The following is a 12,924-nucleotide window of genomic DNA, read 5'->3' as shown; positions in this document are numbered from 1 at the left end:
CAGCCATTTACGCCGTCGAATTCGAACCGCCTCACGGCATATCCTTTGCTGCTTTCCGATGGCTTTTACACTGGCGCCCGAGGCGAGCAATAAAATCGTCTCGGCACGCTCGCGCTCTCGCCAATCTGATCCTTTTTTAACGATGGCTTGCAAACATGCGTCATCGTTTTCTGATAGTTTTAATGGGCAACCCTTGCCAACTCTGGTTCCTGCTGGTTCTAAAATGCTTTTTAGTTTAACGTCAATCACCTTTCTGCGAGTCACTTACAGGGTATCATTTAGAATTAAAAAACAATATGTATAAATACCTAGAAAGTGGACTCATGCGTATTTCCTCTGGTAGCCACTACATGTAGCATAGCTGAGGAATCGATAGTCTGGGGGAAGATGATCAAGTAACTTATGCATAGACGCCTGTTTTCTAGCGCTGCAGATGAAACCACCGCTGATCCAAATACCGCTAGACCTCCCCGACGTTCAGGTCTAAGCCTACGAGCAGACCGAAAAGGGTTTACTGATTACCGTCGTGAGCACTTGCCGATATTGGCTAGGCCGGTGTGGATTCGTATCAAGCCGAAACGGTATCAATGCCCGTATTGTAGTGGCGGGCCGGCCACGGCGCTTACCGGCTTCGCCGCCGCTACCCAGCAAGTCGAACGGCGAAGCCCCATTTCGTTTCCTCACATGTCGCTATAGGGTCCCGAAAATGTGCGCGTAATTCCGATGACAGGCCATCTGCTTCGATCATCTGAACCTGACTTCAATTCTGTACCGCAAAGCCTATAAGATCATTGGCGGGTTTTAGCTTTGCTCCCAGGGCAGTCCGTGAAACCGCCAGCCGCCGAGGTTGCCGCGGTGCTTGTTTTGATCGAGCGGGCCTTCGAAACCTTCCAGGATGTTGATCAGGTGCTTATAGCCGATCTGTTCTAGCAGTTTGGCCGCATCCAGAGAGCGCTGGCCGCTGCGGCAAAGCAGCAGGATCGGCGCCTCCTTATTTGGTACGGCTGCCTGAACTTGGGCGGCAAAGTTTGGATTGATTTGCCAGTCCGGAGCTTCTTTCCACGGGATGTGCACGGCACCCGGCGGGTGGCCGATGAAAGTGTTTTCGATCTTGGATCGGACATCGACGAGGACCGCATCGGCATTCCGTTGCAATAGGTCCCAGGATTGTTGGGGGCTTAGGTTTTCGATCATTTGATTGTCTCTTGGTCAGGTTTTTTGGCCGACAAATTGGGCTTCATTACGAAGGCCCATCCGTATGTCGCCGATGGCGGCGTTATCTCGGTAAAACACGGTTCGCAACGGAAAAAACAGTGTCAATAGTTCATTGGCGTTCAGCAAATAGGCTGGATTGTTCGGGCCTTCGGCGTTCACTTTTAGACGCGTGAAAGTTTGATAAAACAACAGGCCGCCAGGTTTCAAGGCCTCTATTATCGCATCCGTGAGCGACCGGTCAAGAAAGCGGCTGATCACAATCACATCAAAAGCGAGAGGGCTCAGCAAGGCGGGGCCGATCGCTTCCTGTTTTGCTTCGATCGCGAGTTGACGGCGGCGGGCATAGGCATTCAATTTTTCGACCGCTATCGAGGAAATATCAATTGCAGTGGTCTGCAATCCATGCTCGGCAAGAAAAATCGCGTTTGCGCCGAGACCTGATGCGAGATCGATCGCTGTGCCATGGGGTGGCAACAGGAAGGCATTTTCGGTAAGAACTGACGCCGGAGCTTGCTGGCCGGGCTCGCCCAGGCTGTAGATGCGGTTCCATTTTTCGCGGAGTTCATTCATGTCTCCGGCCCGCCGAGTTTGCTGACGCGGGGTTCCAGCCAGGATTGCAGAAACTCCATGAATACGCGCACCTTCGCGGACAGATATTTCCGGTGCGGATAAACCGCATGCACTTCCAAGGGCGGAGACGGATAGTTCTGCAAAGCGGGAAGCAGCCGGCCGCGTTCAATATCCCAGCCGACAATATAAATCGGCAGCATCACCAAGCCTAGCCCATTGATCGCGGCGATACGGATCGCATCCGCGACATTGGCCTGTAAACGGCCGGAGACATTAATCACCTGATAGCCCGATTCGCTTTTGAACGGCCATTTATTTTTCGGCGGAATCGCCCAGTTGATCAGGCAACTGTGTTGAGTGAGTTCCTGCGGGGTTTGCGGCGTACCATATTTAGCGAAATAATCCGGCGATCCGCAGACGATCAGCGACGAACTGGCCAGTTTGCGCGCAACCATGCTGGTGTCGTTTAACGTGCCCAGATAGATCGCCAGATCGATGCCGTCCTCGATCATGTCGCCGGGACTGCTCTGAATGAGCAATTCGACGTTCAAATCGGGATGCAGTTTCAGAAACTCGGAGATCGCACGCGCGATATGTGTCGCACCGATCACCGGCGGCGCGCTGATCCGTAATGCGCCGCGCGGTTCGGTCTGCAAGTGGGTGACTTGGGATTCCATTTCATCGATGTCCAGCAGTACCTGCTGGCAGCGCTCGAAATAGGACGCGCCGACTTCGGTCAAACTCAGGCTGCGCGTGGTGCGGTTGAATAGGCGGGTGCCGAGGCAGCCCTCCAGATGCATGATATGCTTGGTTGCCATCGCCCGGGAAATATCCAGATCGCGCGCGCCGCCGGCAAAACTTCCCGCTTTTGCGACGCGGACGAACACGTTCATGCTGGTCAATTTATCCACTGTGTTCTCCTGCTATCAACGGTTTTCAAGATTCATAGGGGGCTGCGTCAGGCGCCGAGGGAGCGGTGAAAACGGTGTCCCTATCTATGCCCTGCGGGTGCGGCGCTAGCGGCAATGCAAAAATACAAAAACCTTGACACTACGAATTATTTCTATTTAAGAAATAATGTGTTTATCAATTGCGTTATTGTATGCATTTTTAAAGCCTGTATAGTAGTACTGTCACAGATTTTCTTTCTCTGTTTCATCGGGCAGTGCCTCCTCAAATTTATTCGCTGCCCGATTTTAGAGCCCCTCCCTGCGCATAGCCGGAGAGGGGTTTTTTTTCGCCGTTTAGACAGACTCCGACGATACCTTTTCGGTCTGGGCTTGTTTCCAGAGCAGATCTTCTATCCCGCATTGCGGCGTAAAACCCGAAACCACGCCGAGCAATATTGCCCTGATTTGTTCGTGATCATCCTGCTCCGCAGCATTATCCAGGCGATGCAGGCGCTGGGATAAATCATCCCATGGAATCACATGTTCTTCGGCGCGCCAAATGCGCGGGTGGCTGGTTTCGGCCACATTGTCGCCGATCAGAAGTTCTTCATAAAGTTTTTCGCCGGGCCTGAGGCCGGTAAAACAGATTTCGATTTCACCGTCAGGATGCTCTTTGTCCTTGATTTCGAGCCCGCTCAGATGAATCATCCGTTTGGCCAGGTCGAGAATGCGGACCGGATCGCCCATGTCGAGCACGAAGACATCGCCGCCGCCGCCCATCGCGCCGGCTTGAATGACCAGTTGCGCGGCTTCCGGAATGGTCATGAAATAGCGGATGATTCTAGGATCGGTTACAGTGACCGGGCCGCCGCGTTTGATTTGTTCTCGAAATAACGGCACGACCGAGCCGGACGATCCGAGAACGTTGCCGAAGCGCACCATGGTGAATCGAGTGTGATGCCGATTTTCCGGCATTGCGCTGAAGGCCTGCAGAATCAGTTCCGCAAAGCGCTTGGTTGCGCCCATCGTATTGGTCGGGCGGACGGCCTTGTCGGTCGAGATCAGCACAAACGTTTCGACTTGCGTCTGCACGGCCGCTTCGGCGGCGCGCAACGTGCCGAACACATTGTTGCGGATCGCCGCGACCGGATTATGTTCGACAATAGGCACATGCTTGTAGGCCGCGGCATGGTAGATTGTCTGCACCTTGAAGGTTTCGCAGACCTTGCGCAGCCGCGGCGCATCGGTCACCGAGCCCAAAATTGGGTAAATCGGTATGTTTTCGAGCGTGTCGAATCGGGATACCAGCAACTGCAACTCCTGTTCGATCGTATACAAGGCGTATTCGCTCAATTCGAACAAAATCAGCGCGGAGGGCTTCAGGGCGACGATCTGCCGGCATAATTCGGAGCCGATCGAGCCGCCCGCGCCGGTCACCATCACCGCTTTGCCGGCGATATTCGCATGCAGCCGGGCAGGGTCCGGCGCGACCGGTTCGCGGCCCAGCAGGTCTTCAATCTCGACTTCACGGAGCGTATCGAAAGTGATCTTGCCTTCGGCGATTTCGGAAAGATTCGGCATCGACAGCACCTGCACCGCATAAGGTTCGAGCAAACGGATCAACTCGCTTTTGCGCGCCCGTTTGGCGGATGGTATCGCCAACAGGACGCTCGACACGTCATACCGGTCTATCAGATAACTCAAGGCCGAAAACGGATAGATTCTCAGTCCGTTGATTTTGTGCCTATGTAGGGACATATCGTCATCAATGAAGGCGACCGGGCGAAACTCGCGGCCGAGCGCCAAGGCCGATGCCAATTGCACGCCGCCGCCGCCGGCGCCGTAAATGAGCACTTTTTTCTTCGGGTGTAGAGGATTGTGCCCGCCGCTGAGACGGATGTAAGTATCGCCGAGCCACCAGCGCGCAAAAAAACGGCTGCCGACGACCAGTAGGACCATGATCAGCCAGTTCAGGAAAGGTACTGTGCGTGGCAGACTGCGGATGCCGCTCTCATAGAAAATGAAGGGCAGGAAATAAATGATCGCGAATGCGCCGGCATAGAGCGTGACCGCCTGCACTATCGTCCACAACGCCCGGATTTCGATATAGCGGATGATCGCACGGTATAGGCCCAGGCGGATGAACATCGGCACGGCCAAGGCCGGCGCGATAGCGATCAATACCCACTCGATGCCCCGCGGTTCGAACAGGACGCCCCAACGTAGCGAAAAAGCCGACCATAAGGCCAGCACAGCGAACACGATGTCCGCGCCGATCAGAATGAGGGCTTTTCGGGGTCTGGGCAGTCCGATAAACCAATGCGCCAGTCGTGATTTCATCAGCGATTTTCCGCGCCGCCGGCGTTGAATTTGATTGCGGTCAGCAACAGCGGCAGATAGGCCAAGGCGACGCCTAGTATGCCGTTCAGCAAGCCGAGGCTGATCGAGACCGCCAGCGGCAGGAGCCAGAACAGATTGATCGCGCCGACGCCCAGCGTGACCGCCTTATGCGAGCCGAAACGGCGCGCCGCGAACTGATAGGCGTGGCTGCGATGTGCTTCATGCAGCCTTTCGCCGAGCCTGAAGCGCCGCCATAAAGTCCAGGTCGCATCGACGATGAACACGCCCAACAGGCACAGCCAGCTCCAGAACAGGTTCGGGTTCAGCCCAGCGGACTGAATCGAAATCAAGCCCAGCATGATGCCCAAAAAACCGCTGCCCGCATCGCCCATGAAAATCTTCGCGGGCGGAAAATTCCAGAGCAAAAAGCCGGCGCTGGCGGCCGCGAGCAAGGCCGGTTCGAGCCATAAGCTCTGGTCTCCGGATAACCGGAACAACAAGACGCCGCCCAGACAGGCCGTGATCGCTTCGATGCCGGCGATGCCGTCGATGCCGTCCATGAAGTTGTAGAGATTCAGCAGCCAGACCAGATAGAAGAGGCCGAAAATATGGCCTGCCCAGCCGAGATCGACGATTTGGCCGAACAGATGCAAGGGCGGAAAACCGTCGAGCCAGAAGAGCCCCCAGCCGGCGCCGGCGAAATGCGCCAACAGCCGCCAGCCGGCGGGGATATGGCGGTGATCGTCCAGGAAGCCGACCAAGGCGACCCACGCGCCGGCGCCCAACAGCGCCCAGCTTTGAACCTGTGTCAGCTTGCCGAATGCGAATAGCACGCCGATGCCGGCTAAAAACACTGCCACGATCGCCATGCCTCCGCCGCGCGCGGTCGGCAGCGTATGGGAACTGCGTTGATTCGGCACGTCGATCAGGTTCGATCTCAGCGCATAACGGCGTATCAGGCCGGTAAACAGGCACGCGACCGCCAAAGCCGCCAGCAGTAAATCGCCCGCCCGCATCACTTCCGGACTCCCAAATAATGCTCGGCGCTGGCGCGCAAGGCCTGATCGACGCCGACCGGCGGCCGCCATCCCAGCATGCTACGGGTTTTCTGGATATTCACCTGCAATGAGCCGCAAAGTTTTTGCACCGCCGCGGTTTTGCCGAGGCAGCGCGCCGCGAAAGCCAATAATGCCGTCGGCACGGGCAAAAGGCGCGCGCGTTTGCCGAGAGCGGCTGCGGTGCGTTTTAATAGTTCGGGCGTGGAGAGATCTTCGCCGTCGCCGGCCAAAAAGATCTGATTGGCGGCCATGGGATGCCCGATGCAGGTGATGATCAGATCGACCAGATTATCGGCCGCGACCAGGCTGCGCCGGTTCTGAATGGAGGCGAATGGCAGCGGAATGCCTTTATCGAGCCAACGCATCATGCTGAAAAAGTTGCCTTTCACGCCCGGACCGTAAACCAGGGGCGGGCGGATAATCACAAATTCCATCGTGGAGTCGGCGCATAGCTCGCGCAAACCGTCTTCGGCTTCGCGTTTGGAAAGTCCGTAGGCGTCTTCGGGTGTCGGGGCGTCGTCGGCGTGGAATGGTCGTCCAGGTGATGTTGCTTCGCCGTTCACTTTAATTGAACTGATAAAAATGAAGCGTTTGACACTGGCTTGCAGCGCCTGTCCGGCCAGATTCAGCGTGCCGTCGACATTGACTTTGCGGAACTCGGCGAGCGGATCCGCGGCCGTATCCCGCATGATATGGGCGCGCGCGGCGAGGTGGATAACGACTTCGATGCCTTGCAAAGCCATCGACCAATCGGTTGATCCGTCAATGTTTCCAACCGCAATCGTATCGATATTTGGAGCCGCCTCGCCAGCATTGCGCGCGGCCGCTTTCACGGAACCTTGCCGGTTTATCAGGGCAGCGCATAATAACCTGCCGATAAAGCCGTTTGCGCCGGTTACCAACAATTTGCCGGAAGGCAGGGGGACGTGATTCAAGTTAGCCGGCATTGGATCCCGGATGCTCGGAAGACATTAACAGTTGCGAATATAAGGACATCGTTTCATCGATAATTTGTCGGCTCGAAAACCGCGATAGCGCTCGCGCTTGCGCCGCATTGCCCAAGCGACGGCGATAGTCGGAATTTTCGATCAGTCTTGACAAGGACAGGATTAACGCCTCCACATTGCCGGCAGGATAAAGAATCCCGGTTTCTTGGTCCGCGACCGCGTCGGTAATGCCGTAAATTTTCGTCGCGACGGCGGGAATACCGGCCGCCGCGGCTTCCATGATAACTTGACCGAAGCCCTCGCGGTAGCTGGGCAGGCAAAAAATATCGGCCATTGCCATATAATGTTCGGGATTCGGCGTATAACTGACCCGGCGCAGTCGAGTCCGGTATTCCCCGCAAATTTCCTGAATGCGCGCATAGGGCACGTCTTCTTCGGCGCCGACCAATACCAGAACAGCATCGGCATGTTTTCGTGCAATCTCCACAAATGCCGAGGCCAGGTCCAACATGCCTTTGTCGCGGTTCAATCTTCCGAGAAAAAGGATGACGGGCTGAGAAAGGCCAATGTCCAATTGCGTTCTGATCCGCTCTCGGACTTCCGCATCGGGCTTGAATATCTCGCCGTCGACGCCGCAGATCGAGCCCTGGCCCAGGACAATGCCCTGATTTTCGCGCAGAATGCCCTCGGCTACCAGAAAATCGCGTTGCGATGGACTGTCCACCAGAATGTGAGTCGCCAGCACGACAATCAATTTGTCGAACATTTTTAAGAAACGGCGCTTCCACCCTTGCTTGGTCGCCCATACTTGGCCGGTAAAGGTGTGCAAGCGCCGGGGAACGCCGGCAATCCGGGCGGCCAACATCGTCAATAAGCCCGTTTTGGGCATGATCGAATGCACGAGATCATAGCGCTCCCGTCGAAACCAGCCGAAGAGTTGAACCAAGGCCAATATATCCCGCGACGGCGATATCTTGCGCTCGATTGCCAGCGGGATAAAGCGGGCATTCAGGTTCTGCAAAAGCTCGGCGCCTTGGGGACTGCTGATCACGTCGGTGCTCCATCCCCTAGGGGATGCGGCGCGGATGGCATCCTTCATGAACGCTTGAATGACCGCCGGAATCGTGGCGACGAAACAAAGTTTTTTCATCAAAGAAAGGGTTTTATTGTCTGTGGGTTTGCCAATGGCGGGTCAATTCGGCAATGCCTTCGCGGATCGAAATCGTCTGCCGAAAGCCTAATTCACTGGCGATTTTATCTGATTGGTAAATCGTTGTATTGGTCATCGCGTCAATTCGGGAGGCGGTCAACGGAAATTTCGCGAGTTTCGCCCCTAGGCCCGCTATACCGCGCGCCCACGATTCCGGCAGCCTCAAGGCGCCGGGCTTTTTGTGTAAAGCCACCGCGACGATGTCGACAAACTCTTCGAGCGGGCAATGGTCCGATACTATATAAGCTTGACCGTTGGCAGGCAAATCCGCTTTGCCGCACAACATCAAGGCATCGACGACGTTTTCTACATGGATATAATTGGCAACCGCGCCCGGCTTGCCGATAAAAAAGAATAGACCTTTATCGATCATCCCGACCATCTGGAACAGCGATTGGTTGGGCATGTCGATGCCGTATACATTGGATGGCCTGAGCAGCACGCATTCCATTTGTTGCTCGGCGGCCGCCCGGGTAAGCAAGGCATCGGCCTCCGTTTTCGAGCGTTCGTAGGCGTTGACCGGAGCGATGGCTGAATTTTCGCTGACGATTTGGTGCCGCGGATTACCGTAAACGCCGGTGCTGCTCAATTGCACCCAGCGCGTTATCTCGCCGCGAGCGGCGGCCAGCAAGTTAGCCGTCCCTTGCGCATTGGTCGCCTGCATCAACGCTTCATCGCGCAGTTCGGCAGCGCAATGATACAAAACGTCGGTCCCCTCCAGAAACTTTCGCAAGTGAGGGGAAGGCGAATTCAAGTTGCCCTTGCAGGCGATAGCGCCAGCCAAGGCGGGTAAAGGATTGCCGCGCGTCAAGTAGCGGACTTCGTCGCCCCGCGCCAAATGCCTGGCGATCAAGTGTCTGCCGATAAAACCCGTGCCTCCGGTAACAGCGATGATCATGAATGTCCCTGCAAGCTTGATTTTTTCATGGAGAATCGGTTTCTGAACAGCACAATGGCCAAACGTAGTAAATATTTACTTATTGACCAAAATACAACAATCATCAGCAAGAAGATATTAATCTTATCTTTCCGGCATAAATGCAAATAAGCCTCTAATTCTCCGCGCTCCATTTTTGCTAGCTGAGCGCTCAAGCCGCTATCCCCATACGGAGCTTTAAAAAGATAAGTTAAAGGCGCATTGATGAATATTGCTTTATACCCACTTAGGACGATTTGCAGCCAGAGATCGTAATCCTCGCAATACCTTTTTCCCGCGATAAACCTGAAGGGAAGATCCTTTTTCAACATGACTGTTGGGGTGGAAAACCTGTTTTTTAACAGTAAATGAGAGGCCTTAATAGCTTTAATGCCGGGCTCTTCGGGAGTTATCGGCGCCATCTGGCTAGCCATAGACCAACTGTACGCGTGGCCCGAGATCGCGACTTCCGGATTTGCGCACATGGCCTGATACTGGATGCGCAGTTTATCCGGGTGCCAAGTGTCATCGGCGTCCAGGAAGGCGATATAGGGCTGGCTTGCGGCATCCCAGCCGGCATTGCGAGCCGTCCCGGGACCTCCATTCACGGTTTGAGAGATAATTTTCATCCATCCTTCCGTATACATTTTCTGGAGACGATACAAATTATCCAGTGTGTCGTCGGTACTGCAATCATCGACCACAATAACTTCCCGGGCCTGCACGCTCTGCGCCGCGACCGAGGCCACGGCGCGGCCGATCGTGGCGGCGCAGCGATAGCAGGGAATGACAACGCTGACCGGAACGGAAGAAGGCTGCATCAGGCTTTGCCCACACACTTGGAGAGTGCCATGTCGAGCTGCCGGCGGGCGTGCTTGCGCACCCCCCGTACATCAACCGTAGGCAGGTATTTTTCCGGCTCGTTGATCAGGCCGGCCAGTCCGGCACCGACCTTGTCCGGGTCATGCCATTGCGACGGACTGAGGATGGCGTGCGGCGAATACCCCAGCTCTTCTGCGAGCAGTCTAACCTTCGGATGGTAATCGAGAATCAGCGTCGGCTTTCCGAGCAGGGTTGCAAAAACCAGGGCGTGAAATCGCATCGCGACTACATGTGAGCAGGCATTCAACTCAACCAGCGCCTGTTCCGGCCCCTGATCGAGGGTGGCGAGACGGCGGCGTTTGGTCGGTATCCGCATGAATGCCTGATCGATGACCGCATTATCGACGCCGCGCTGAAAAGGCGCGCCCAAAAAAGTGAACTGGGGATTGCTTTCGGCAAGCTTCATCATGGCATCCGCCCAGACCGTAAGCCAGGAACGGTCAGCCGATTGATTCTTATCCAGTAGCAAAGCCCGGGGCAGCAGCGACACGCCAAGACACGGCTCCCGTTCAAATTTGGCTGCGGCGGGCAGTTGCAGGTAATCGGCAAAGCAGATGTCGGAGGCATTCAGCACCGGGCAGCCAAGTTCCTCAGCGCACCGGAATGACGCGACATCCCGGGTTAGAATCGAATCCATCCTGCTCAAAATGCCGTGTGCGAGCATACGGCCGGGCCATGTGCCTAAAGGACCGATACTGACGCCTATCGCCGTCAACCGCCGCGCCGCCAGCGTTACCACCAAGGGCTTGATGAAATAGCGAAGATTGCTGATGAGACCATGATCCTGAAATTGTGAGCCACCTCCGAATACGGTCAGATCGGCGCCATGCGCGGCTTCAACCAGCGCGGCCAGCGAGTTGCCGACCAGTCTGCAGGCCGCCGGCAACTCAGGCGGCAGCGGCAACGGCTGCGCAGAGCGGATCAGAAACTCGGTTGACGGCCCGCTCTGCGCCAGCAAAGCGCGCAATAACGTCCATAACAGCGCTTCGTCGCCGAGGTTGGAAAAACCGTAATAGCCGTTCAGAAAAATGCGCATGCTTGCGGTCATCTCCGGTACGTACCGAAAGCGTAATCTTTGGACAGGCTTTGGACCGGGCAGGCGGTTTCCAGGTCAGGCCGATACATTTCCGCTCCTCGATTGCATTTTCTGTTTGCGACACGTTTGCAAAAACGACCTGATTCTTTTAAACAGCGTATGAATCACCGGCGTCCGGAATACGCAGAACCACAAGATCGTGCCCAAGACACCCAGATATTTTCTGTTTTTGACAAAGTATTCACGCCTGTAAGCAAGGTCGAGGCCGATGTTATTCAAAACGCTTAAATGACAGCGCCTGATCGACAGCGCGATATCGCTGGAGTAAGCGTAACCGGTCATTCGGTCGGTTTCGCGCAAGGCCTCCAGATAGTTCGACGCCCATTTCTTGTAAAACCCCTGATCCCGGCTGATGGTCTGTGTCCACGATCCTTCGGAAAAGCTGCGGTAAACCGACATTGGCCGGTCAATATAACAAGCGCCTCCCTGAAGTGAGCAATGGATCTGGAAAAAATATCCCATCATGTAGCGCTGATAAAACGAGCCGCCGTCGCGAAACGCACGGTCAAAAAACGATCGCCTGATCAGCATTGATGCGGTCGGCATGAACGAGCCGCCGCATCGGATAATCGGCCCGACGTCGAACAAACGGTTTCCCTCAGACCTGCGGCAAAATAAAGCCTGATAGGGTACTTCGTTTTTTGTCATCACGGCGGGGTGGAAGCACATTTCACAATTCGGAATCTCTTTTAACGCATCGACCTGGGATTGGAGTTTATCCGTAGCGATCCAGTAATCGTCGCCTTCGCAAAAGGCGATATAGTCGCCCGCCGCATAGCTTGAAGCCAGCATCAGAATCATAGCGCCTTGGGAGTACTGGTTCTGTTGCTGGAACACGGTTTTGATGATATTCGGGTATGCCGCAGCGTAGCGATTAATGATGCTTTGAGTGCTGTCGGTCGAGACGTCGTCATGTATAACGATTTCGAACGGAAAATCGGTTTTTTGAATTAAAAAACCGCGAATCGCATCCTCGACATAGGCTTCGTGGTTGTAGGTCGTGCAAACCACGCTAACAACCGGTTTTGAACCGGTCCATTTGGCGACCACTTCCCGTTCGTCAGGCAGAGGGGCTTCCCGGAATTTAGAAAGACAGAAATTTTTCACGGCTAGAGCGTCTAGTCAGGGTTTTGTGCGATTGATTGTAATTACCGGTTTTTTGATGAGTTCATGTGCGGCATTTTTTGCCCGGTATAAGGATAACCCAAAAATGTCAACAGCCGCTCCATCGCATCTCGTTCGGCGACATTCAACACCAACAGATCGCCAGGACGATCCTTGAAATAGTCCTGGACCGCGATATTATGCTCTTCATAACAGCGGGTATATAAATCGTGGTCGTACAGCAGCGATTCGTCTTCGCCGTAGCGTAGCCTCATCGCGTCCCAGAGGAAACCGCGGTAGCAATAAGGAAACTCGCGGAGATCATCTGCGGTAGGTATCCGGTTCTTGCCGATAGCTTTGGTATGGAAACGTACCAGCGATTCAAACCACTCGTCGGCGTCATTACGCACCGTCAGAATAAATTTCGAGCCCGGAAAGGCGGTGTCCAGGGCGCGATAGGTATCGGGATAACTGAATGGGATATCCTGATAGGCTTCCGCCCAACGGCAATAGTTTATGATTGGCCGGTAATCCTTTCTCGCCCAGTCGAGCAACAGCCACTCTGCACGCCCCTGATTGCCGACTTTAAGTCCCAGATTGCGAAAGACTTTTGCAATCGAAGTTGTGCCTGTCTTGTTTGCACCTATGCAGAATATCTTGGGCCTTCTGAAGAAAAGCATTTTGTTTATCTGCGTT

At 55.0% G+C, this 12,924-nt stretch carries 13 protein-coding genes; all 13 read right to left on the bottom strand.

Annotated features, from left to right (window positions below; translation table 11 throughout):
* Window positions 1-249, bottom strand: a 249-nt coding sequence (locus U2W12_RS02780; protein ID WP_326499148.1) for a helix-turn-helix domain-containing protein, incomplete at its 3' end; no start/stop codon positions are given.
* Window positions 250-801: 552 nt separating this feature from the next.
* The gene (locus tag U2W12_RS02775; protein ID WP_326499147.1) at window positions 802-1,194 is read right to left on the bottom strand and encodes a rhodanese-like domain-containing protein; all 393 of its coding nucleotides are present in this window, start codon (window positions 1,192-1,194) and stop codon (window positions 802-804) included.
* 15 nt (window positions 1,195-1,209) lie between these two features.
* On the bottom strand, window positions 1,210-1,785 hold the full coding sequence (locus U2W12_RS02770) for a class I SAM-dependent methyltransferase (protein ID WP_326499146.1): 576 nt from the start codon (window positions 1,783-1,785) through the stop codon (window positions 1,210-1,212).
* Window positions 1,782-2,696: a LysR family transcriptional regulator gene (locus tag U2W12_RS02765; RefSeq protein ID WP_326499145.1), complete on the bottom strand. Its 915-nt coding sequence runs from the start codon at window positions 2,694-2,696 to the stop codon at window positions 1,782-1,784. Before U2W12_RS02765 ends, U2W12_RS02770 begins: the two co-directional genes overlap by 4 nt.
* Window positions 2,697-3,029: 333 nt before the next feature.
* Window positions 3,030-5,015 (bottom strand): nucleoside-diphosphate sugar epimerase/dehydratase, encoded by a 1,986-nt coding sequence (locus tag U2W12_RS02760; RefSeq protein WP_326499144.1) that lies wholly within the window; start codon window positions 5,013-5,015, stop codon window positions 3,030-3,032.
* Window positions 5,015-6,031 (bottom strand): glycosyltransferase family 4 protein, encoded by a 1,017-nt coding sequence (locus tag U2W12_RS02755; protein WP_326499149.1) that lies wholly within the window; start codon window positions 6,029-6,031, stop codon window positions 5,015-5,017. The genes U2W12_RS02760 and U2W12_RS02755 overlap by 1 nt, the downstream gene beginning before the upstream one ends.
* Window positions 6,031-7,008: an SDR family oxidoreductase gene (locus U2W12_RS02750; RefSeq protein WP_326499143.1), complete on the bottom strand. Its 978-nt coding sequence runs from the start codon at window positions 7,006-7,008 to the stop codon at window positions 6,031-6,033. Before U2W12_RS02750 ends, U2W12_RS02755 begins: the two co-directional genes overlap by 1 nt.
* A gap of 1 nt (window position 7,009) precedes the next feature.
* Window positions 7,010-8,170 (bottom strand): glycosyltransferase, encoded by a 1,161-nt coding sequence (locus U2W12_RS02745; RefSeq protein ID WP_326499142.1) that lies wholly within the window; start codon window positions 8,168-8,170, stop codon window positions 7,010-7,012.
* A 13-nt stretch (window positions 8,171-8,183) separates the two neighbouring features.
* A complete protein-coding gene (locus U2W12_RS02740; protein WP_326499141.1) occupies window positions 8,184-9,128 on the bottom strand; it encodes an NAD-dependent epimerase/dehydratase family protein in 945 nt (314 codons plus the stop codon).
* Window positions 9,125-9,967 carry a glycosyltransferase family 2 protein gene (locus U2W12_RS02735; RefSeq protein WP_326499140.1) on the bottom strand — a complete coding sequence of 281 codons (843 nt, stop codon included), beginning with the start codon at window positions 9,965-9,967 and terminating at the stop codon, window positions 9,125-9,127. Before U2W12_RS02735 ends, U2W12_RS02740 begins: the two co-directional genes overlap by 4 nt.
* Window positions 9,967-11,064: a polysaccharide pyruvyl transferase family protein gene (locus U2W12_RS02730; RefSeq protein ID WP_326499139.1), complete on the bottom strand. Its 1,098-nt coding sequence runs from the start codon at window positions 11,062-11,064 to the stop codon at window positions 9,967-9,969. Before U2W12_RS02730 ends, U2W12_RS02735 begins: the two co-directional genes overlap by 1 nt.
* A gap of 75 nt (window positions 11,065-11,139) precedes the next feature.
* Window positions 11,140-12,231, bottom strand: coding sequence for a glycosyltransferase (locus U2W12_RS02725; RefSeq protein ID WP_326499138.1), 1,092 nt, complete (start codon window positions 12,229-12,231; stop codon window positions 11,140-11,142).
* Window positions 12,232-12,272: 41 nt separating this feature from the next.
* Window positions 12,273-12,908 carry a sulfotransferase gene (locus tag U2W12_RS02720; protein ID WP_326499137.1) on the bottom strand — a complete coding sequence of 212 codons (636 nt, stop codon included), beginning with the start codon at window positions 12,906-12,908 and terminating at the stop codon, window positions 12,273-12,275.
* Window positions 12,909-12,924 lie beyond the last annotated feature (16 nt).

The organism is Methylomicrobium sp. Wu6 (genome assembly GCF_035916875.1).
Taxonomy (GTDB): domain Bacteria; phylum Pseudomonadota; class Gammaproteobacteria; order Methylococcales; family Methylomonadaceae; genus Methylomicrobium.
The sequence above is the reverse complement of the archived record's forward strand: the minus strand, read 5'-3'. Positions and strand labels throughout refer to the sequence as shown.